20 protein-coding genes are annotated in these 22,136 nt (G+C 64.0%); 5 read left to right on the top strand and 15 right to left on the bottom strand.

The features are described 5' to 3' along the window. Positions 1–5: 5 nt before the first annotated feature. From flgJ to NG898_RS18710, 4 genes are all read left to right on the top strand, one after another. On the top strand, positions 6–1,091 hold the full coding sequence (flgJ, locus tag NG898_RS18725) for a flagellar assembly peptidoglycan hydrolase FlgJ (RefSeq protein ID WP_252693843.1): 1,086 nt from the start codon (positions 6–8) through the stop codon (positions 1,089–1,091). Between the two features lie 115 nt (positions 1,092–1,206). After that, positions 1,207–3,144: a flagellar hook-associated protein FlgK gene (gene flgK / locus NG898_RS18720; RefSeq protein ID WP_252693842.1), complete on the top strand. Its 1,938-nt coding sequence runs from the start codon at positions 1,207–1,209 to the stop codon at positions 3,142–3,144. 65 nt (positions 3,145–3,209) lie between these two features. Continuing rightward, a complete protein-coding gene (gene flgL, locus NG898_RS18715; RefSeq protein ID WP_252693841.1) occupies positions 3,210–4,169 on the top strand; it encodes a flagellar hook-associated protein FlgL in 960 nt (319 codons plus the stop codon). A 67-nt stretch (positions 4,170–4,236) separates the two neighbouring features. Next, positions 4,237–4,980, top strand: a complete 744-nt coding sequence (locus NG898_RS18710) for a YoaK family protein (RefSeq protein WP_092971059.1) — start codon at positions 4,237–4,239, stop codon at positions 4,978–4,980. Positions 4,981–5,025: 45 nt separating this feature from the next. Here NG898_RS18710 and NG898_RS18705 read toward each other — a convergent pair whose 3' ends face one another. Continuing rightward, positions 5,026–6,285 carry an NAD(P)/FAD-dependent oxidoreductase gene (locus tag NG898_RS18705; RefSeq protein WP_252693840.1) on the bottom strand — a complete coding sequence of 420 codons (1,260 nt, stop codon included), beginning with the start codon at positions 6,283–6,285 and terminating at the stop codon, positions 5,026–5,028. 153 nt (positions 6,286–6,438) lie between these two features. Between NG898_RS18705 and NG898_RS18700 the strand changes: the two genes are divergently transcribed. Continuing rightward, a complete protein-coding gene (locus NG898_RS18700) occupies positions 6,439–7,167 on the top strand; it encodes a class I SAM-dependent methyltransferase (RefSeq protein WP_252693839.1) in 729 nt (242 codons plus the stop codon). Between the two features lie 44 nt (positions 7,168–7,211). On the opposite strand, the gene NG898_RS18695 is transcribed toward NG898_RS18700, so the two are convergent. Genes NG898_RS18695 through NG898_RS18630 form a run of 14 tightly spaced genes read right to left on the bottom strand, consistent with a single transcriptional unit; the run spans position 7,212 to position 22,136 of the window. After that, positions 7,212–7,646, bottom strand: coding sequence for an excinuclease ABC subunit A (locus NG898_RS18695; protein WP_252693838.1), 435 nt, complete (start codon positions 7,644–7,646; stop codon positions 7,212–7,214). A gap of 48 nt (positions 7,647–7,694) precedes the next feature. Next, entirely contained in the window at positions 7,695–8,129 is a 435-nt protein-coding gene (locus NG898_RS18690) for a hypothetical protein (RefSeq protein WP_252693837.1), read from the bottom strand. A 51-nt stretch (positions 8,130–8,180) separates the two neighbouring features. After that, entirely contained in the window at positions 8,181–9,425 is a 1,245-nt protein-coding gene (locus NG898_RS18685) for a beta-ketoacyl synthase N-terminal-like domain-containing protein (protein WP_252693836.1), read from the bottom strand. Further along, positions 9,425–10,651, bottom strand: coding sequence for a beta-ketoacyl-ACP synthase (locus NG898_RS18680; protein ID WP_252693835.1), 1,227 nt, complete (start codon positions 10,649–10,651; stop codon positions 9,425–9,427). Before NG898_RS18680 ends, NG898_RS18685 begins: the two co-directional genes overlap by 1 nt. After that, complete coding sequence (locus NG898_RS18675; protein ID WP_252693834.1) at positions 10,651–11,379, bottom strand: 3-ketoacyl-ACP reductase FabG2; 729 nt, start codon at positions 11,377–11,379, stop codon at positions 10,651–10,653. The genes NG898_RS18680 and NG898_RS18675 overlap by 1 nt, the downstream gene beginning before the upstream one ends. Next, positions 11,376–11,861: a hotdog family protein gene (locus NG898_RS18670; RefSeq protein WP_252693833.1), complete on the bottom strand. Its 486-nt coding sequence runs from the start codon at positions 11,859–11,861 to the stop codon at positions 11,376–11,378. The genes NG898_RS18675 and NG898_RS18670 overlap by 4 nt, the downstream gene beginning before the upstream one ends. A gap of 2 nt (positions 11,862–11,863) precedes the next feature. Further along, on the bottom strand, positions 11,864–13,045 hold the full coding sequence (locus tag NG898_RS18665; protein WP_252693832.1) for a beta-ketoacyl-[acyl-carrier-protein] synthase family protein: 1,182 nt from the start codon (positions 13,043–13,045) through the stop codon (positions 11,864–11,866). Continuing rightward, a complete protein-coding gene (locus NG898_RS18660; RefSeq protein WP_252693831.1) occupies positions 13,042–15,459 on the bottom strand; it encodes an MMPL family transporter in 2,418 nt (805 codons plus the stop codon). The genes NG898_RS18665 and NG898_RS18660 overlap by 4 nt, the downstream gene beginning before the upstream one ends. Beyond that, a complete protein-coding gene (locus NG898_RS18655) occupies positions 15,459–16,106 on the bottom strand; it encodes a LolA family protein (RefSeq protein ID WP_252693830.1) in 648 nt (215 codons plus the stop codon). The genes NG898_RS18660 and NG898_RS18655 overlap by 1 nt, the downstream gene beginning before the upstream one ends. Then, positions 16,094–16,528: an acyl-CoA thioesterase gene (locus NG898_RS18650; RefSeq protein ID WP_252693829.1), complete on the bottom strand. Its 435-nt coding sequence runs from the start codon at positions 16,526–16,528 to the stop codon at positions 16,094–16,096. The genes NG898_RS18655 and NG898_RS18650 overlap by 13 nt, the downstream gene beginning before the upstream one ends. Then, positions 16,525–18,123, bottom strand: coding sequence for an HAL/PAL/TAL family ammonia-lyase (locus NG898_RS18645; RefSeq protein ID WP_252693828.1), 1,599 nt, complete (start codon positions 18,121–18,123; stop codon positions 16,525–16,527). The genes NG898_RS18650 and NG898_RS18645 overlap by 4 nt, the downstream gene beginning before the upstream one ends. Continuing rightward, entirely contained in the window at positions 18,116–19,837 is a 1,722-nt protein-coding gene (locus tag NG898_RS18640) for a glycosyltransferase family 2 protein (protein ID WP_252693827.1), read from the bottom strand. The genes NG898_RS18645 and NG898_RS18640 overlap by 8 nt, the downstream gene beginning before the upstream one ends. Next, positions 19,834–21,510, bottom strand: a complete 1,677-nt coding sequence (locus NG898_RS18635; RefSeq protein ID WP_252693826.1) for an ApeI family dehydratase — start codon at positions 21,508–21,510, stop codon at positions 19,834–19,836. Before NG898_RS18635 ends, NG898_RS18640 begins: the two co-directional genes overlap by 4 nt. Continuing rightward, a complete protein-coding gene (locus tag NG898_RS18630; protein WP_252693825.1) occupies positions 21,507–22,136 on the bottom strand; it encodes a COG4648 family protein in 630 nt (209 codons plus the stop codon). The genes NG898_RS18635 and NG898_RS18630 overlap by 4 nt, the downstream gene beginning before the upstream one ends.

The following is a 22,136-nucleotide window of genomic DNA, read 5'->3' as shown; positions in this document are numbered from 1 at the left end:
CCACGATGAATCAAACCGACCTCACCAGCCGCCTGGCGCTCGATTCCAAGGGTTTCGAGTCGCTCAAGCAAACGGCACGTACGGATCCGACCGGCGCCGCCAAGACCGTCGCCAAGCAGTTCGATGCGATCTTCGTGAACATGATGCTCAAGCAGATGCGCGATGCGTCGCCACAGAACGGGCCGCTCGATTCGTCGTCGAGCAAGATGTACACGTCGATGCTCGACCAGCAGCTTTCGCAGACCATGGCCTCGCGCGGCGTGGGCGTGGCAGACCAGCTTCTGAAGCAGATGCTGCGTCAGGCCAACCATGTGAACCCGGATGCAGGCGGCAAGGTGAATACCGCGCTGTCCAACACGACGGCCACCAATACCGCGCTGCCGGGTGCTGCCGGTGCCACCAGCGATGCCGCCAAGGCCATCGCCCGCTCGTCGCTCAACAGCATGGCCGCGGCCGTCGCGCCGGGCACCGAAGACGACGGTTCGGGCATCAGTACCGTACCGCGCCCGGGTCTGGAAGAACGCGTGCAACGTGCACTGGCCGCCCTGCGCAAGCAGGCGGATGCGCAAGCCCAGGCGCCGAGCGCACCGCCAGAGGTTGACCTGTCGACGGTGGCCGCTGAGCCGCGCGGCGAGCGCATGACCAGCTTCTATAACAAGCTGATCGGCCACGCGTCGCAGGCCGCGCAGGAAACCGGCATTCCGGCCAACTTCATGATCGGCCATGCCGCGCTGGAGTCCGGCTGGGGCCGCCGCGAGATCAAGGCAAAGGACGGCACGAATACGCACAACCTGTTCGGCATCAAGGCTGGCGGCTCGTGGGCAGGCAAGACCGCCACGGTAACCACCACCGAATACATCGGCGGCGTGGCCCACAAAGTGCAGGAGAAATTCCGCGCTTACAGCTCGTACGCCGAGGCGTTCAAGGACTACGCCAACCTGCTGGCCAACAACCCGCGCTACAGCAACGTCGTGGCAGCCGGCAACGGCAACGATGCGGCGTCGTTTGCCAAGGGCTTGCAGCGCGCAGGCTACGCCACGGATCCGAACTACGCCCACAAGATCATGGCGGTGCTCAAACAGATCGTTTGAGTGATCTAAGAGCCATATTTTGGCGACGACGGCCGGCTCAAGTTTGCGCTTGTCCGGCCGATGTTGTTTCTAGAGCTTATTCCGGCGGCTTCGTGCTGCCCGCACCGAGACAACTATGAGCAGCTCCCTTCTGAATATTGGCGCGTCCGGCCTGCGGGTTGCCGATATCAACCTGCAGGTGACCGGCAACAACATTGCCAACGCCAGCACGCCCGGCTATTCGCGCCAGGAAGCCGTGCAGACGGAAAACATTCCGCTGTATGCCGGCGTGGGCTATCTCGGCCAGGGCGCCAATGTCACGACCGTCAAGCGCATCTACGACCAGTTCCTGACTGCACAGGTGCAAAGCGGCCAGGCCTCGACCAGCGCGGCCGACCAGCTCAATAGCCTGGTGTCGGGCTTGAGCCAGTACATGTCGGACAGCAACAGCGGCCTGACTTCGTCGCTCACCAGCTTCTTCAATGCCGCCGATGGCCTGGCTTCCAAGCCGTCGGATACCACCGCGCGCCAGGTTTTCCTGAATGCGGCTGCGGGCCTGCAAAGCCGATTCAATTCGATTGCCGGGCAGCTGAGTTCGCTCAACAGCCAGGTCAATACGCAGGTGCAGACGCAGATCAGTTCGGTCAACGGCACCGCGCAGCAGATCGCCTCGCTGAACGACCAGATTTCCAAGGCGGAAGCGTCGACCGGCCAGCCGGCCAACGACCTGCGTGACCAGCGCGACCAGCTTGTCCAGACGCTCAATCAGTCGATCAAGGCGAGCGTGGTGCAGACCGGCGACGGCCAGTTCAACATCTACGTGGGCAACGGCCAGGCGCTGGTACAGGGCAACCAGAGCTACCAGTTGACGGCAGTGCCGTCGCAGTACGACCCGACGCAACTGTCGGTGGGGTACAAGAGCCCGGGCGGCACGGTCAACATCGACGACAGCCAGCTCGGCGGCGGTGCGCTCGGCGGCCTGATGGACTTCCGCAACAACACGCTGATCCCGGCGCAAAACAGCCTGGGCCGCCTGGCCACGGCTGTGACGGCCGACGTGAACGCGCAGAACAAGCTTGGCATGGACGCCAACGGCAAGATGGGCACGGACCTCTTCTCCGTGGCCAGCCCGAGCGTTGCGCCCAGCACGAACAACACCGGCAGCGGCACGCTCACTGCCAGCATCACCAACGCCAATGCGGGGCAGGGCTACGACTATCAGGTGAAGTTTCAGGGCGGCGCCTACACCGTTTCGCATTATCCGGACGGCTCCGCCTCTGTAACGGTGTCGAGCTGGCCGACCACGATTGACGGCGTCACGCTCAACCTGTCGGGCACGATGAACAGCGGTGATTCCTTCCTGGTGCGCCCGACCGCCAACGCGGCGGCCACCATGCAGACGCTCACCACCGACTATCACAACGTGGCTGCGGCCTCGCCCGTGGTGCTCAACCAGGGCAGCAACAACACGGGCAGCGCCACGGTGTCGTCGCTGGGCGTGGACAGCACGTATGCCGGTTCGCCGCTCGCCTCGCCGGTCAACCTGACGTACAGCTCGGCCGTGGGTGGTTCGCTGTCGGGGTTCCCGGGCAGTGTGACGGTCACGGTGGGCGGCACGTCGACCACGTATACGGGCGGCACGGCGCCGTACACGCAGGGCGCGACATATGCGTTCAACGGTGTGCAGATGACGCTGTCGGGCTCGCCAGGCAACGGTGACACCTTCGCCATTTCAGCCAACACCGCTAATAGCACCGACAACCGCAACGCCAGCGCGCTGGCCAAGCTGCGCAACAGCAACCTGCTGGACGGCGGCACGACCTCGATCGGCTCGGCATGGAACAACCTCGTCACCCAGGTGGGTGTGCAGGCCAACCGGGCCAGCACCAACCTGACCTCGCAGAAGGCGCTGCTGGCCAGTTCCACGCAACAGCAGCAGTCGGTGTCGGGGGTGAACCTCGATGACGAGGCGATGAACCTGATGAAGTATCAGCAGGCCTACCAGGCCTCCGCCAAGGTGATGCAGACGGCCAATTCGCTGTTCGCCAGCTTGTTGTCGATTGCCGGCGGCTGATCGGGCGGCTGAAGAAATCGCCCCGCCAGCCGATAACGTCCTAAAGCCCTTCGTCCGGACCGATCATGCGAGTCAGTAGCGCCCAATTCTTTGCCGCGTCTTCCGCTTCGATGCAGAACACGCAATCGAACCTGCTCACGCTGCAGCAGCAGATTGCAAGCGGCATCGCGCTCAACAGCGCGGGCGACAATCCCAGCGCGTTTGGCCAGATGGCGCAACTGCAGCAAACGCAGGACGCCAACGACCAATACCAGTCCAACCGTGACACCACCGACGCACGCCTGACCAGCGTGTCTTCGGCGCTGACCAACCTGGTGACCACGCTGCAGCAGGGCAAGCAGACATTGGTGGGTGCCAACACCTCGCTGATGACGGATTCGCAGCGCATTGGTGTGCTGGCGCAGGTCAAGCAGCAGTATCAGCAGCTGCTGTCGACGGCCAACCAGCGCGATGCCTCGGGCGTGGCTCTGTTTGGCGGCGCCAACGGCACGACTGATCCTTTCACCAATACCAGCGGTTCCGTGCAGTACGTTGGCAGCGGCCAGCCGCCCACGGTGCAGGTATCCCAGAACATTTCGATGCCGAATTCGGTGTCGGGTGATTCGGTGTTTGTGCGCATCCCCAACTCGGATACGTCCAACCCGAACACCAATCAGAGCGTCTTCAAGACGTACGAAAACCTGATCACGGCACTGTCGACCCCGATCAACGCGGCCACCCAGGCCACGGACGTCGCGAACCTGCAAAAGGCCGTGCAAACGGCGCAGGGCAATCTGGACAATGCTTATCAGGTCGCCCTGCAAGCGCAGGTGACGGTGGGCACGCAGCAAGCGCAGATCACCACGCTCAACAGCAGCGGCTCGAACTACGGCGAGCAGTTGAAGGAGCAGATCTCGAAGCTGCAATCGGTGGATTACACCAGCGCCATTTCGCAGTTTTCTCAGCAGCAGGTGTCGCTGCAGGCCGCGCAGAAGACGTTCACGGCCATGCAGGGCATGTCGCTGTTCCAGTACATCAATCCTTGATACGGCGAGGTCGGGCGGTCGGAGGGCGCGGCGTATCATGTCGGCTCACCTACCGTCAGGACTGGTCATGCCCATCCAGTATCTTCGCCGCCTGACCAGCCCAGAACGCTCAGAGGATGCCAACCGGCGCCTCGGTCAGTCGCTGGCCTTCGTGGCGGGCGCCGCCAACGCAGGCGGATTCCTCGCAGTCAAGCAATACACCTCCCACATGTCCGGCATCGTCTCGGCGATGGCCGACTCGCTTGTGCTGGGCGATATCGTCCTCGTGCTTGCAGGCTTTGCTTCGCTGCTGGCATTCCTTTGCGGTGCCGCCTGCACGGCGGTGCTCGTCAACTGGGGCCGCCGGCGCAGCACGCAGAGTGAATTCGCGTTGCCCCTCATGCTCGAGGCCGCGCTGCTGTTGCTCTTCGGCCTGATGGGCACGTCGCTTGGGCAATACCGGGTCGTGTTCGTGCCGGCCACCGTGGCACTGCTGTGTTTCCTGATGGGGCTGCAGAACGCCATCATCACCAAGATTTCGAAAGCGGAAATCCGCACCACGCACGTGACTGGCCTGGCCACCGATATCGGCATCGAAATCGGCAAGGCGATCTACTGGAACCACGGGCACCGCAACCTGCCGGCCGTCGTCGCCAATCGGCCCAAGCTACGCCTGCTGGCGTCATTGCTGGGGATGTTCTTCGTGGGCGGCGTGGCGGGCGCGTTGGGCTTCAAGCATCTGGGCTATGCCGCCACGATTCCGCTGGCGTCCATCCTGATGCTGCTGGCCGTTGTGCCGGTGGTGGATGATCTGCTGGCGCGCCGTCGGTAAGCGGCCCGGGCTGCATCGGCCCCGGCGTGCGCAGCGGCGCTTCCCTCAGGCCATTTCCCGCCGGCATACCTCGTGCAGCGTATTGAGGCGCCGCTCCGGATTGACCACGAACGGATTCGTTTCGTCCCAGGCGTAGCCCGCCAGGATGGCGCTGATCATGCGGCGAATGCCTGGCGAGTGGCGCGGGTGGAAGATGATGTCCTGTAACTCGCCCGAGTACCACCGGTCAACGAAGGCCCGGAACGTATCGACACCCTTGCGTAGCGGCTTGTCGTAATCGGCAAGCCAATCGACGGTTTCGCCGTTGAGTTGGCGCACGAGGACGCGCGTTGCCAGGTCCGCCGAGCGCAATGCGATCGTTACGCCTGACGAGAACACCGGGTCCAGGAACTCGCCCGCATTGCCCAGCAACGCATAGCCCGGCCCATAGAGGCGCTCTACATTGGCCGCGTAGCCACCGATCTGTCGCACGGGCATGAGGAATGGCGCGTCGCCAATCAGCGCTGCAATATTCGGTTCGGCCTGGATCAGTTTGCGCAAGGTCGCTTCGCGCTCTGCCTCCGGCACGTCGAGGAAACTCGCTTCGGCTACGCAGCCGACTGACGAGCGGCCGTTGGCCAGCGGGATCATCCAGTACCAGACGTCGCGCCGCTCCGGGTGAACGGCGATGCAGATCTTGTCGCGATCGGTGCTACCGGCAGGCAAGGCGTCGCGCACGTGCGTGAACAGCGCGGCACGCGTTGGCATGCGGGTCGGCGCTTCAAGATTCAGCAGGCGTGCCAGCACGCGGCCAAAACCGCTGGCGTCCAGCACGAAGCGGGCGTGTACGGCATACGCGTTTCCAGCTTCGTCTTCTACCTCCAGCACAGGCGCATCGCCCGGCTGCATCGTGCGCACGGTGTGGCCAAAGCGAACGTCGGCGCCTTGTTCGGCGGCGCTTTTAATCAATGTTTGATCAAACACCGCACGTTCAACCTGATACGTCGTGCCCCAGCCAGCGGAATGCTTGTCTCGGAAATCGAAGGAGGCGTGCTTGTCCTGATGTACGAAATACGCCCCGTTCTTGTACTGGAATCCTGCTTCCACAACGGCTTGCAGCATGCCCGCCGCCTCAAGGTAGGCCATGCTTTGCGGCAGCAAGCTTTCGCCAATGGAGAAGCGCGGGAAATGCTGGCGTTCGAGCACCAGCACATTGCGCCCGGCGCGCTGCAGCAAGGCTGCCGCTACTGCGCCTGACGGGCCCGCGCCAATGATGGCGACGTCAACATGTTCGTGCTTTTCGACTGCTGGGGTAGTGGTGTGCATTATCGGTTGTAACTATCGTTGTCTTTCTGCGGCCGGCCGAGATAACGCACGAGATTACGTCTTCCCAAACGCTTTGAAAACCGGTGTTCGATGTCGGTACAATGCGCCAGCCTTGAAAACCCGTTTTGATTTTCAGACCGACACCATTCATCCATGGATACCACTTCAACGCCTGCGCATATCGGATCTTTTGTTCCGGAAACCGCTTTCGGCATCTGGTTTCTGCGCACGTATACGTGGGAGCACCATGTGCTGCGTGTTGCCATCAATGACCTCAAACGTCTGATCACCAAACCGCTGCCTGCCGCGCCGGTCCTGGTGGATGTGGGGTGCGGACAGGGCATTTCCTTTCGGTTGCTGGAGCAAGCGTTTGCCCCGCAACGGATTGTCGGTGTGGACTGCCATGCGCCTTCGCTGGAGGCTTCGCGCGGGGCGGCCCGTGCCATCGGCACACCGGTCGACATCCTGCATGCCGATTGCGCGGCGCTGCCCTTGCCCGATGCCAGCGCAGATATCGTCTTCTGCCATCAGACATTTCATCATCTTGTCGAACAGGAGCGCGCGCTGGCGGAGTTCCACCGCGTATTGAAGCCGGGCGGCGTACTTCTGTTCGCTGAATCGACCGACGCGTATATCAAGTCGTGGGTCATCCGATTGCTGTTCCGTCATCCGATGCATGTGCAAAAGAGTGCGGACGGGTATCTGCAAATGCTGCGTGCAGGTGGTTTCGATTTTGACCAACGCAATGTGTCGCTACCGTATCTCTGGTGGAGCAGGGCGGCAGATTTCGGCTTGTTTGAACGCCTGGGCTTGCATCATCCGAAACCGGGCAAGCGGCGCGAGACGCTCGTCAATGTCGCCGCCACCAAGTTGGCTGCCTGAGGGTCCGCCGACCGATCTTCCTGGCCGGCGGCGCCCGCTGGCCACTACTTCTTCAGGGTCACAACCTCGCCCTTCAGTGCAACGCCCGACATGAGGGCGCCAGACCCGCAGGTGAACTCCGTGGCGCTTTCGGTCAGCTTGTTCTTGTAGTTGCTCTTGATATTGATGACCGCGTTGCCACCCAACTGGCGCGCACGTTCCTGCAGCGCCAGCACGGCAGACAGGAACACATACTGGCACGCCGCTTCATCGCTGCGGCCGACGCCATTGGTCTTCTTGTTGGTGGCAATCTCGCCCATCGATTTCTCGACCGCCGCATGCTTCTGGCCAGCGAAGACGAGCGCGATATCGCTGCCCACCTTGTCGGAGCCTTCGCTCTTAAAGGCCGCATCGAGTGAGTACGCCTCGACATCGTTGCGGGCAAACGCGGCGGTGCTCGTGGCAACGCATAGCACGGCCAGCATCAGGTGACGCTTCATTCCAGACTCCTGTAACGAGTGTGAGTGGGTGCGGACGATGAACGCCGATTACTTGGCCGCTTCGACCGTGACCAGCTCGCCGCTCACGCGCAATGCCGCCGATACGCCACTGACACCGCAGGTGTAGTTGTTCTCGTCCTTGCTCTCGGTCGAATGGAACCACGTCTTGATGTTGATGACAGCATTCGCGCCACGGTCGTGCGCGGCGCTTGCGAGCTGGCGCAGGGCATCGGCCAGCGTGGCGTTGCAGATTTCGACCTCGGTGGCGGTCTTTCGCGCCGGGTGGGACGACTTCGTGACTTCACCCAGGCTGGACACCACGGCCGGGTGCGCTTGGTTGCCGAAGTAGAGCGCCACGCCGGGGGCGAATTGCTGCGATTGCAGCACGGGCTGGATCGGGTACGTCATGACTTCTGTGCGCGCGTGTGCAACCTGGGTGAGCATGGCAAGCGCGCTGGCGGCCAGCAGCAGTTGTTTCTTCATTGAGAGCACTCCTGTCTTCTTATTGCGTTGAGAAAATCGCCGAGGATGGTGTCAGATCACGGCGTCGAACATCAGCCCGGCGCAACTGCCGCCGAACCCAAAGGAAATCGATAGCGCCCGCTCGACGCGAGCGGCACGCGACTGGCGCACCAGCGGCAGGCCGACAACCGCCGGGTCGAGTGTTTCGATACCGGCCGAACCCGCAATGAAGCCGTCCCGCATCATCAGCAGGGTATAGATGGCTTCCTGCGCGCCCGCCGCCCCTGGTGGATGCCCAGTGAGGGCCTTGGTGGACGAGAACGGCGGCACCGCGGTACCAAATACGGTTTGCAGGGCGAGCAGCTCCTCCACGTCGCCCGAGGGTGTGGATGGGCCGTGCGTATTGATGTAGTCAGGGCGGGTGCCTGCATCATCTACCGCGCTCTGGATCGCGCGCGCAATGCCCGGTGCACGTGGCGACACCATCGAGTTGACGTCGGTGCTCTGCCCGAAGCCGGTCAGTTCCGCGTAGATCCGGGCGCCACGGGCGCGTGCGTGCGTAAGCGATTCCAGCACCAGCATGCCAGCGCCGGAAGCCAGCACGAAGCCATCGCGCGCCACATCGTAGGGGCGTGACGCGCGCTCGGGCGCGTGCGCCGGTGCTCGCGACAGCGCGCCCATGGCATCGAAGAACATGGCATAGCTGTCGTGTAGTTCTTCTGCACCGCCGGCCAGCATGATGTCTTGCTGGCCCGATCGGATCCACTGCGCAGCCTGACCAATCGCCAGCGCCGACGTGGTGCAAGCTGAAGACGGTGAGTAGCTGATGCCGCCAAGTCCAAACACCTGCGCAAGGTTGGCGGACACCGTACTGCTCATGACCTGCGGCACGATATAGGGCGACGCCCGTTCCACGCCGCGCGCACGTACGGCGTCCAGCGCAATGTCATACGCGGCCAACGCACCACTGCCGGAGCCCGCCACCAAGCCCGCACGCGGCGTTTGCAGAGCCACCGAGTCCAGGCCAGCATCGTCGATGGCGTTGCGTGCCGCGTGGCAAGCCATGCGTGCGGTCTCGCCCATGAAGCGTTCGAACTTGCGTGCAAACGGCGGAGCGCCCTCAACTGAGGCCAAGCCTGCGACCTGGCTCGACAGCCCCAACGCCTGCCAGGCCGGAACGTGCGAGAGGCCTGAGCGGCCGTCGCGCAGCGCCGCAGAAACCCCATCCAGCGTATTACCCAGGCAACTGACGATACCCAGGCCCGTCACGACCACGCGTTCCGGTGCAGCCAAGGGGCGCGAAGTGCTAAGCGACATCAAGCAGCGCGCTTGAAGATCAGCGACGTGTTGATGCCGCCAAACGCGAAGTTGTTGCTCATCACGTGCTCGGTATCAAGGGCGCGCGCAGTGCCAGCGATGTAGTCCAGCGGTGCACAGGCCGGGTCGACGTTCTCGAGGTTGAGCGTGGGCGCGTACCAGTTGCGCTTCATCATCTCGATGGTCCACCACGCTTCAATGGCGCCGCATGCGCCCAGCGTATGACCGATATAGCTCTTGAGTGAGCTGATCGGCATCGTGGGGCGGAAGACCTCGGCCGTGGCATGGCTCTCGGCTACGTCCCCCAGGTCTGTGGATGTGCCGTGCGCGTTGACGTAGCCGATGGCGTCCTGCGGCAGGCGTGCATCCTGCAGCGCCAGGCGCATGGCCTGGCTCATGGTGGCCGCGGTCGGTTGCGTCATGTGCGCACCGTCGGAATTGCAGCCGAAACCGACGACCTCGGCATGGATGCGCGCGCCGCGCGCGCGGGCGTGGTCGTAGTCTTCCAATACCAGTGTGGCTGCGCCTTCGCCCACGACCAAACCATCGCGGGCCTTGTCGAACGGGCGAGGCGTGAGGTGCGGCTCGTCATTGCGCGTGCTGGTGGCGTACAGGGTGTCAAACACGGCCACGGCCGGGGCGGACAGTTCCTCGGCGCCGCCGGCCAGCATCATCGTCTGTTTGCCGGTCGCGATGGCTTCATAGGCATAGCCGATCGCCTGGCTGCCCGATGCGCACGCGCACGACGTGGGAATGACCCGGCCCTTCAGATCCCAGAACAGCCCGACGTTGACCGCAGTCGTGTGCGGCATCATCTGCACGTAACTGTTGGATGTGACGCCCTGCATCGAGCCTGTGTCCAGCATGCTGCCAAACGCGCGAATGGGCTGCACCGAGCCCGACGACGAGCCATACGCCACGCCCATGCGGCCATCGGCGATGGAGGTGTCTCCCGCCAAGCCCGCATCGGCCAGGGCCAGCTCGCTTGCGCGCACGGCGTACACCGACACAGGCCCCATTGAACGCGTCTTCTTGCGCGGGTAGTCCGCCGGCGTCGTGAACGCCGGCAGCGGGCACGCCAGCCGAGCGTGCAGCGTGTCGAAGTAATCCCATTCCGGCATACGCCGAACGGCATTACGGCCCCGCGCGAGGGCCGACTGGATTTCGCTCCACTCAGAGCCGAGGGCGGTAACGCCGCCCATGCCGGTGACGACAACACGCTTCATCAGATCATCCCGCCGTTAACACCGATGACCTGGCGTGTGACGTACGACGCCGCATCCGACATCAAAAAGCCGACCACCGCAGCTACCTCGGCCGGCCGGCCGACGCGTTGCATCGGGACAGTCTGGAGTGCGTGGTCCAGATGTTCGACGTTGGACAGCATCTCGGTTTCGACCAGACCCGGGGCGACGCAGTTGACGGTGATGCTGCGTGAAGCCAGTTCTACTGCCAGGGCCTTCGTTGCACCAATCAGCCCGGCCTTGGCCGCGCTGTAATTGACCTGCCCTCGATTGCCCATCACGCCCGAGACCGATGCGATGGTGACGATACGCCCGCCCTTGCGTGCGCGCACCATCGGCATGGTGAGCGGGTGCAGGACGTTATAGAAACCGTCCAGGCCGGTTTCGAGCACGATGTCCCAGTCTTCGTCCGTCAAGGCGGGGAAGGCAGCGTCGCGGGTGACACCCGCGCACAGAACAATGCCGTAATAGGCACCATGCGCCTCAACGTCGGCTTCAAGTTGCGTACGGCAGGCATTGCGGTCGCGTACATCGAACTGGAGCACACGGGCAGTGCCACCCTGCGCCTGGATACCGGCGACAACGGCATCGGCCTCGTTGCGGCCGCTGCGGCAATGCACCGAGACGTCAAACCCGTCGGATGCGAGCTGATAGGCGATCGCGCGACCGATGCCACGGCTCGCGCCCGTCACAAGAACACGGCGGCTCATATCTTGAGACTCCCTTCGATGAATGCTTGAAAATCGGTCGGCTGGTAGACCTTGATGATGGCGTTGGCCAAGCGCCGTCCGCCGGCGCTAATTGTGCACTCGTATGCGCCATGCCCCTCGGCACCGCGCAACAGCTCGCGTGCCTCCACGCGCAACGGCTGGCCGTGTTCAAACGCGGGCACGCTGGCCTCGTATTTGCGTGAGCCCAGCAGCACGCCAGGCCGTGCCGGTTGCCCGTCGCGCGTCGAAAGCAGGCCGACATGCGCTGCAATGGCTTGCGCCATCAGCTCGATACCGATCCACGCAGGCATGTTGCCGCAGGTGTCGGCATACCAGGCGGCAGGGTCGACATGGGCAACCGCCGCAAGACATTCGTCATCCCAGGAGTCGACGCCTGCGAGCAGCAACATCGTGCCGCGATGCGGCAGGATCGATTCGATAGGAGCCAAGGGGAAAGCAGCCCTCACTTCGGTATCAGTCATGCTCATCCCTGGCCCAGGATCAGGCTGGCGTTGCTGCCGCCGAAAGCAAACGAGTTGCTCATTACGTACCGGCCGGAGCCCAGGCGACAGGTGTCTTCGATCAGATCGAGCGTGGGTAGCGCGGGGTCGGCTTCACCATCCCAGATGTGGCACGGCAGGGTGATGCCTTCATCGGCAAGCGTCAGCCATGCGAAGCCGAGTTCGGTGGCGCCTGCGGCGCCCAGCGTGTGCCCCGTCAGCGGCTTGGTGCCGCTGGTCGGCACACCTGTTGGAAAGACGCGCGCCATCAGATGCGCTTCCATCTCGTCGTTCTTGCGGGTGGCGGTGGCGTGCAGGTTAACGTAACCGATGGCGCTGGCATCGACGCCAGCATCCGCCAAAGCGGCACGCAGGGCGCCCTCAGCGCCGGCGCCGGTCGGGTCGGGCGCAGAAATGTGGTGAGCGTCGCTCGATTCCCCCACACCCGCCAGCCGTACAGGGCCCTGTTCACGTGTCATCAGGAATACGGCCGCCCCTTCGCCGATGTTGATACCGGCACGGTTGCGGCTCATGGGGTTGGTGCGCGCGGCGCTGGTCGATTCCAACGAGGCAAAGCCCTGCAGCGTCAATTCGCACAGCGAATCCGCGCCACCTACGACCACCGCGTCGCACAGATTCAGTTGCAGCAACCTGCGGGCCGAGGCGAAAGCCTTGGCGCTCGATGTGCAAGCGGTGGATACCGTATAAGCCGGACCAGTGGTGCCCAGTGCCGCAGCGGCGAACGGTGCCAGCGTGCCGATTTCCATCTGGCGATAGTCAAACGCGTCAGGAAGGTTGCCGTGTTCTTTTGCATGGCGCAGTGCCGCCTCGGCAGCGTCGACGCCCGACGTGCTGGTGCCGAGGACGATGCCAATCCGGCGCGGGCCATATTGGGTGCGGGCCCGCTCCACCGCCGATTGAATCTGCGCGAGCGCGACAAGCAGCAACCGGTTGTTGCGACAGTCGTAGGCAGACAAGTGCTCGGGCGGCTCGAGCTCGAGGGCCGACAAGACGCGTCCGACCATGCCCGTTGAGCCATCCGGCCGGTCAATCACGCCCATGCCAGGCGCATGCCCGGTTGCCAAGTTGCGGCGGATGGCATTCACGTCATCACCCAGCGCATTGACCATGCCGAGCGCGTGCAGATAAACAGGAGAAGCGGTCATGATGGTCGATGTCTGACAATGGGCATTCCCAGCGGCGCCAAGGCAACCGCAATGACAATGCCCAGGGCTAGCGTCATGCCGAAGCTGCGCAGCACCGGCATGGCACTGGTACCCAACAGGCCGAACGAGAGCAGCGTGGTAGACGCCGACAGCAACACGCCCCCCAATACGCCACCGATATCCGCGCGCTGCCGGGCACAACCTTCGCGCAGGAACACAGCGTAGTTGGCCCCGACGCCCAGCACCAGCATCAGGGCCAGCCAATGGAACAGGTTCAGCGGAATGCCCGCGTAGCCATACACAGCAAACGTGATGCCGACAGCGCAGACGACCGGCAAGGTCACGCGCACGCCGGCGGCGACGCCATAGCGCAGGCAGAACAGCATGAGGATCAGGCTGAGCGCCCCAGCCAGCCACCAACCGCTATCGACGCGGTAAGTGGCGAACAGGCGCGCGACGCTGGCGGGTTTATCGACGAAGCGGATACCGGGGGTGGCATCGGCCAACGCTGCCAACGCGGGCAACTGCGCCGTCGTGACACCGGTCGGGATGACGATGGCGGCAAACATGGGCGGCGCACCGGCGCTCGACACTTGGCCTAGCCAAAGGTGGCGATAGGGCTGCGACCAAGGCATCGCCAGCCATGCGTCCACCGTAAGCGGGCTGCCAGGCGCGGCTTCAACCGCCGCCACGTACTTGGCGGCGATCTCCGGCCGGAAACCAGCGTCCGTCAGGGTCGCGCGCAGGGCCTGCGGATCAGCAGACACGCGCTTGCTCAGGCGGGCGCGGTCTTCCGCCTGTTGATGAGCCGAAGGCACGAACTGGGCGACGGATTGCACGCCCTTGAGCGAGGCACCTGCAATTGGCAGCTCCAGCTTGTGTTGCAGTGTTTCAGCACGTTGCAACACCTGCTCGGCGGAGTCGCCCTTCACAACGAAAAATTGGGTGCTGTTTTCTACGCCGATGGCTTCGCGCACGAAAGCTTCTTGTCGTGCCAGATCGGGGTCGCGCTGGATCAGCAGGTGGATGTCGTCGTCGCTGGTCAGGCGTAGCCATCCGGGTACGGCGGCCGCCGCAATGAGTGCCAGGCAAACCCAAGCCCCCCGTCGCGTCAGTGCTGCTTGCCAGCGGCCCAGCCAACGCGCGGCGCAATCGTAGGTGCGGTATGGCTGTCGCGGCGCATTCGTCAGCAGTGCAGGCAACAGCGATGCCACTGACAAGAAGGCCGCTCCGATCCCTGCGATGGCAAAGCACGCAATTTGGCGTAACGCCGGAAATGGCACGCCGACCAGGATCGCGTAGCCGAGCAGGCTTGTTGCAAGCGCCACCAGCAGCGCCGGCCGGACCTCGCGCGCGGTGCGCCGTGCGTCTTGCCCCTGGGCACCGAGGTGACCGACGAAGTACTGAATGGAGTAATCCACCGCCTCGCCGATCAGGCTGGCGCCGAATACGAGCGTGAGGAGGTGCAGCTTTCCAAAGACCAGCATCGTTGCCGCCAACGCAAACACGATCCCAATGGCTGTGGACAGGAACCCGAGCAGCAGAAAGCGCGGCGAGCGGAAGACCCACAACATCAGCAAAGCGATACCGAGCGTCGAGATGATGCCGATGCGATGCAGTTCCTGTTCCGAAGCGCTGCGCGCAGCGGCGGCATAGAACACTGCCCCGGTGCGCACCAGCGTGACGTCCGGAAAGGTACGTGCCAATGATTGCTCAGCCTGGGCGACGGCGGTGCGGACGTCGGCCTGGGTTTGCCCATCGTAGGCGGAAGCGGCCAGCGTGCCGGTGACCAAGACGCTGGTGGTGTCACCGCGCCGGGTAATCAGCAGGTTGTCTTCCAGTTCGAGCCGCGTGGCGGCCAGCGGCAGGCCCGCCAGCCAGTGGCTGAGCCAGCCGAATGGGTCGTCAGCCAGCGGAGCGCTCAGCCCGGCCTCGACCGGCACGTACAGCCTTTGCGCGAGCAGTGTGGGCAGCGCGGTGGATGTGTCATCCAGCGTTGCGCGGTCTGCGGCGCTTAGGAGGCTGAATCGGTAAGGCAGATAGAAGCGGGTGATCTGCGCGGTATCGAATGGCGGCAACTGGGCAATCACGGTGCGGAAAGCCTTGCTGCGCTTGAGTTGCGAACCGAACTGCATGGCTGCCGCTTTTGCATGGTCAGCGTTGCTGCAACTGAGCAGGAAGACCGCGCGGTCCCCCAGTGATGTCGCCAGCGTGTCGACAGCCTTTTCCGCAACCGGGTCGGCCTCGGTATCCGGCAGCAACGACAGCAGGTTCGTTTGCAACGCCGTACCGTCGTGCAGGCGCACGCCGCAATAGAGCAGGGCGGCCAGCACGACCGCCAGCCAGCCGAGCCGGATGCCCCACATTCGTCGGACAGAGAGGGCTGGCCGATGCAACCCCAGCTCCTGCGTCATCAGGGCGCTCCCAGGAGCGTGCGCTCGGCAGCGCTGGGCGCTTCCACACGCGTGTTGCCCGAGAACTCGATGCGTGTTTCATCACCATTGGCTGACTGGATGCGGATGCTCCGCACGTAAGTGTCGCCAGACAGATCCAGTCCGCGCAGTGCCTGCGCCAATTGCGGCTGGGCGGGGGTCAACTTCAGATGCCAGCGGCTGACGTTGCCTTGTGCATTGACGTTGAACTGCGAATACAGCGCGGACAGGTCGCCCGTGAGCATCGCGCGCATCATGCGCGAGACCTGCGCTACACCAGCGGCGTTGCGCGCGCCACGCGTCGGCTTGTCGTTGGCATCCAGCACCGTGACGCCGGAATCGGTCATCACATACGTCATGCGAGTAGGCTGCTCGACGCGCCAGACTGCGCCCAGATCGCGCAAGAACAGCAGCGTGCCGTTGCTTACCAGCGGCTTCTGCATGGCCTGCAATGATTGCGTCTGTACGAACTGCGCGCGTACGCCACGTGCCTGTGCCAATTGCGCAGCGACTTGCGAGACGAGTGTGCTGCCCTGTGGCACTTCGGTCGATGCCGCGCTGGCGAGTGTGTATGCCCCCAGCATCAGCGCGGCAATCCACGCGCGCACGATAGCGTTTAGCCCAACCATGCACGCTCCACACGTTCGATCATCACGGGCGGCGAGACGAACTGCAGTTCGCCGGTGCGGGCGCATACCGCCACCTGCGTGGTGGTGCCCTTGGTCAGCCGGATGCCAGATCCGCAATCGACGATCTCGTAGCTGATCTTCAGGCGGTTCTCATATTCCAGCAGCGTTGCGCGCACCTCGATCTGCTGGCCGTAGGTTGCCGGCTTGATGTACTTCAGGCGTGCTTCGACAACGGGCCATAGATAGCCGGAGTCGCGCATCTCGCGGTAGTCGTAGTTGAAGCGGCGCAGCAGCGCGGCGCGGCCGATCTCGAAGTACTTCAGGTAGTGACCATGCCAGCAGACGTCCATGGCGTCGACGTCGTGAAACGGCACTTCAACCTGGGCGCTGGCGGCCAGTGGCGGCAGGTCGCGGGAAGTCATGCTGGCATTTCCTGTTGGTTGTCTGCGTTGGTGAGCAGGCCGCGCTCGATGGCGAGCGTCAGTGCGCGCAGATCGGCTTCCAGTGGGCGGTCTTCGCTCACGAACGTCGACATGGCGCTGATACGCTCCACGAACGCCTGTACGGATGGTGGAACCTGCGTGGACGGGTCAAGCTGACAGCGCAATCGCACTGCCTGCACAGCAGCGAGCGTATGTGCGGCGGCCACCTGTTCCGTTAGCTCCAGCACGCGCAGGCAATCACGCGCCGCAATCGTGCCCATGCTGACCTTGTCCTGGTTATGCGCTTCCGTTGATCGCGAGAAGACGCTGGCCGGCATGGTGTGCTTGAGCGCTTCGGCCGTCCAGGCTGATGACGAGATCTGCACGGCTTTGAAACCGTGGTTGATCGGTGCGCGCTCGGCAGTGGCGCCCGACAGGTTGCGCGGCAACCCGTTGTTGAACTTGTCGTCCACCAGCAGCGCAAACTGGCGGTCCATCAGGTCGGCCAGGTTGGCAATGGCTGTTTTGAGCGCGTCCATCGCAAACGCGATGTGCCCGCCATAGAAGTTGCCGCCGTGCAGGATCTCCTGCGCGTCGGGATCCACCAGAGGGTTGTCGTTGGCGCTGTTGAGTTCGTTCTCGATGTCGCGGCGGATCCACGACTGCGCGTCGCGCGCCACGCCGATCACGTGCGGGGCACAGCGGATCGAATAGCGATCTTGTACGCGGTGCGCGGATGCGTCATCCCATCCCGCCAGATCCGCGCGAATCCATCCGGCAACTTCTGCCTGCCCCGCATGTGGCTTGGCCGCGAAGATTGTCGGGTGGAAGTGCGCAGCACGCCCGTCGAGTGCCACCGTGGCCAGGGCCGTCAGTCGAGAAGACAGGCGAATCAGTTGTTCAGCGCGGGCGTAGGCGAGACACGCGAGGCCAGTCATGACCGCAGTGCCATTCATCAGCGCAAGCCCCTCTTTTGGGGCCAGGGTGATGGGCGCGTGGCCGATCTGTTGCCACACGCCGGCAGCGGGCTGCACATGGTTGTTGAAAAGCACGTCGCGCTCGCCGACCAGCGTGGCGGCGACGTACGACAGGGGCGTCAGGTCACCGCTTGCGCCCACCGATCCCTCGGCCGGAATACGCGGCAGGATGCGATGGTTGATCAGGTCGGCCAGGCGCTGCAGCAGCACGTACCGCACACCCGAATAGCCGTGGGCCAGCGAGTTCAGCCGTGCAGCCACCACGGCCAGCGTTTCAGCCGGCTCCAGGTGGCGCCCCATGCCGCAACCGTGATAGCGCGTGAGCTGCAGCGGCAGGGCTTCAACCAGCGCCATTGGCACGTTCACCTGGCAAGCGTCGCCATAGCCTGTGTTGACGCCGTAGATGGTTGCGCCTTCGGCCAGCCGTTGGGAAAGGAATTGCGCGCCACGTTCGATGCGATCGCGCCACGCGGCATCGGCGCTGAGCGAAACCGGCTGCTGGTCGCGCGCAATGGCAACGACGTCTTCAATCGTCAGATGACGGTTGCCGATGACAACGCCGAGCCGTTGGGCGGGCGCATTGATTTGCGCGGGCACGTTCAAATCGTGTTCAGCCATGGGCGTCCATGTTCTTGGTGGTGTTGGGGCGCGCCCAAAAATCGAAGAAATTGAACCATTGGAAAGGGGCTTTGCGGCAATAGTGTTCCAAACGCTCGGCGTAACGCTGGGCCAATGCGCCAAGGTGGCGTGCGCGATCGGCACGCGGTAGCGTCACGTGCTCGGCAAATGGCTCGAAATACAGCGTATGGTCTCGCCCCGTCTTCAGGCAAAAAAACAGGTACACCGCGCAGCCCAGCGCGTGTGCCAGCACATAAGGGCCCTGTGCGAATTGCGCGGGCGCGCCCAGAAAGCTGGCCTCCACGGTGCGGCCGGATTCGTGTGCGGGCACTCGGTCGCCCACAATCACGAGCAGCTCGCCTGCGTCGATGCGCTCTTGCATCAGCATGGCTGTGGCCGGGCCGAAGTCGGTCACTTGCATCAGGTGCGAGACGACATCCGGATGCGCCTGCGCCAGCACGTGGTTAAAGCGCTGCGCATGCTCGGTATAGACCACCGCCGTTACCTTGGCGAGGCCATGACGGGCAGCCAGCGCGCGGGTCATCTCCAGATTGCCCAGGTGCGCGCCGATGACCAGCGCACCGCGACCGCTGGCAACAAGCGCTTCGAATGCCGTCGGGTCATCAAAGCGCACGCGTTCATTTTTGACCTGCCCCGACCATGCGGCTAGCTTGTCCAGCCCCGACTGCGCGAACGCGATCATGTGGCGGTACGCACTGAGCCAACCCGGTTGCGGCATACCCGTGCCCGGCGACGCCGAATGCAGGCGGGTGAAGTACTGCCGAGATGCCTCTCGCGCCGCACGGCCGGTGATCAGGAAATACGCGACGATCGGGTATAGCCACAACGAAGTGAAGCGTGTGCCGAACAGGCGGCAGCTCAGTGCAAGAAGCTGCATGCCGAACCGGCTGCCACGCTCGGCCACGCGCCACCAACCTTGCGTCGTGTTTGATGCCGAAGAATGACGCCAGCGCGGCAAGCATTTTCCGACCAGTAGCATCGGAAAGCGCAGCAGCATGCCCGCCACCAGCCGCGTGTGGCTCTTGCTGATGCGGATGTTGTCCCACAGCACGTCAAAGTGCGACAGCCCGCCGCGTTCATACGTCACGGGCGTGGGCAGCGTGACGATGCGCGCCCGGCGCCAATGCAGGCGTACCAGAATCTCGATATCGAAATCCATGCGGGTGGGCAGCGCCACGTCATCCATCAGCTTGCACGCCAGCGCCAAGGGGTAGATGCGAAAGCCACACATCGAATCCCGGATGTCGAGTGACAGCGTTTCGATCCACACCCACACGTGCGTGAGGTAGCGGCCGTACAGGCGTGACCTGGGCACGCTTGCGTCGTAGACCGGGCGGCCGAGGATGATGGCGTCGGGCGCGGAGATGGCGGCGGCAAGAAAGCGTGGTACGTCGCCCGCATTGTGCTGGCCGTCGGCGTCGATCTGCAGGGCGTGGGTATAGCCGGCAGCGTGGGCCGCACGCAGACCGGCCATCACAGCTGCGCCCTTGCCGCCGTTTTCCGGTAGCCGCAGCAGCGTGACTTGTTGTGCGTACTGCTGAGCGAGCGCGGCCAGCACGGATTGCGTGGCCGTGTTGCTGCCGTCGTCGACGATGAGGATCGGCAACCCGTGGACCAACAGGTTTGCGACGGTGTTGCCGATCGCATCCTTGTGGTTGTAGATCGGGATGACGATGACCGTGTTCGGGCTCACACAGCCTCCCCATGGACCAGTACGCCCGAAGCGCAATCACGGGTGCCGAGTCGGGCAGTGAAGCGTACGCGGCTGCGATCCGGCTCGTGCGCGAGGCGCAGCGACACCACGGCGCCAGGCAGTACGGGCGCCAGGAACTTCAGTTGGTCGATTGACGTAATCGTACGTACCGCGCTGTTACGGGCAGCGGCCAGGCCCACAGTCCAGTCGATGAGCACCACACCGGGCAGGATCGGGAGGCCAGGAAAGTGGCCCGCGAAATGGACGAGATCGTGGCCGACGCGTAACTCGTAGTGATCGCTGTCGGCATCGCTGACATGGGAGAGCGTTTCGAAGCCCTCGGCGCCAGGCCGGAACGCAGCCGCCACGGTTGCTGCGGGCAATTTGCCGCGCGCGTCTACCGGCATGGCCATGCGGAAGCGCCAGCGGCGCGGGATCAACGTGGGCTCGGTGTAGGCGGACAGGTGCCGGCGCAGCGTCTTGGCCAGCGCCACGCGGCCTTGCGCGCCCAGCGCCTGCGCGCCAGCCGGGGTGAGCGCGACCAGCGCGCCCAATCGGTCGCGCGCCCCCCCCGTTAGCAGTGTTGCCGCGGCCCGCGCCACAAATGGATGTGCACCCAACCACGCTTCGACTTCTGGCAGCGAGACACGCTTGCCGTCAACCTTGACGACGCGGTCCAACCTGCCACGCAGGACGAAGCGGCCACTGTCGTCAAACGCGATCGCGTCATCGGTGCGGTGCCAGTCGCGGTGTGGTAGATGCGGCGAGCGTACGGCAAGGGCGCCGTCGTCTTCCTGGCGGACTTCGATGCTGCCGAACGGCTGCCATGCGTGGGAGCGGTCCTGGCGGCGCCAGGCGATGCCGCCGGTTTCCGTGCTGCCAAACACTTCGATGGGTGCACTTCCATGTGCATTTGCAAACGCTGTTGCTGCAGCCGCATCCAACGGGCCACCAGACGAAAACACGGTTGGGAGTGCAGGCAACGCATCGAAACCCGAAAGCAACGGCCATCGTGCCAGTTGGGTCGGGCTGGAGACCAACGCGGCAGCGGGTTGCAATACCAGGGCACGCTGCAATGCGGAGGGTTCGGTAACGGTCTGTCGGCTGAATGCGCGCCCGGCAGCCAACGGCCAGAACACCCGGAACAGCAGCCCATAAATATGGTGATGAGGCACACTGGCCAGCACTACGCCGGTGCCCATCTGCACACCCCACTGGCGTTCAAGTGTCAAGACTTCCGCATCGAATTGCGCGAGCGTCTTACGGATAGGCTTGGGTGCGCCGGCGCTACCCGAGGTGTACAGCGTGATAAGGGCATCCGGATGGATCGCGCCGAGCGTCACGCCTTCGGCATGCGTGCCGATGGTCGAGAGGTCGGTATCGGTGATGAGCGCGTCGTATGCGTCCGCCAGCGTACCGAGATAGGCAGGCGCAGCGCTGGCGGGAATCACGACGTGTTTGCCGCAAGCAAACAACGCAAAAAGCGCGCATGTGAAATCGAACGGATCGTCGACGCACAGCGCGTAGCGTGTCGCCTGCTGGCCAGCGAACACCGCTGAGCAGGCTGCTACACGGGCACGGAAGACGCTGGACGTTATGGATTGCTGGCCATCGGCACAGACGACAGTGTCATCAGGCTGCGCAGGCGACAGCAAATCGTGGAGGGCAATCATGTCGCCTCCGACGGCAGGGCGTGCGGGCGCACAATCCAATGACGGAACGCCATTTCCGCTACAACCAGCACGCCGACCAGGACGTAAGCGATCACGCCGTTGTACAGCGCCCACGCACCGCGCGACCAGTACACGGCCGCAATCATTGCCGTCACTCCGTTGAGTGCGAAGAAGACGCACCACACCTGAGTGACGCGCCGCGTATAGCAAACGGCGCGCGGCTGCAGGTCGGGCAGGCGCATGCGCGCAAACTTTTCGATCATGGAAGGGCCCGAGCGAAGGGTGGCTGCAAAGCTCAGCAACAGCCCAGCATTGACCAGCGCCGGATACAGGCGCAGCAGCAATTCGCTATCCGTGATGGCGACGGCGGCGGACATGCATGTCAGCGTTCCCGCGGTCAGCCAATCCAGCGGCGTGAGCTGGCGCAGCAGCGTCGATACGTTGCCCGCGCCGATCCACCGCTGCATCCAGAGCAACGTCAGCAGCGCGATGCCAGCGTAGCGCGGCGTGCCGAAATGCCATGCCCCGATCAGCACCAGCGGATACGCGATCTTCAGCGCCGCTTGTGCTGCGCCACGCGCCCAGTTGGGCAGTGCTTTGGGTTGGCGTGCAGGTTGCGCCTGCAT

It is taken from the genome of Ralstonia mojiangensis (genome assembly GCF_023955645.1).
Taxonomy (GTDB): Bacteria; Pseudomonadota; Gammaproteobacteria; order Burkholderiales; family Burkholderiaceae; genus Ralstonia; species Ralstonia mojiangensis.
This window is presented reverse-complemented; position numbering and strand designations above follow the sequence as displayed.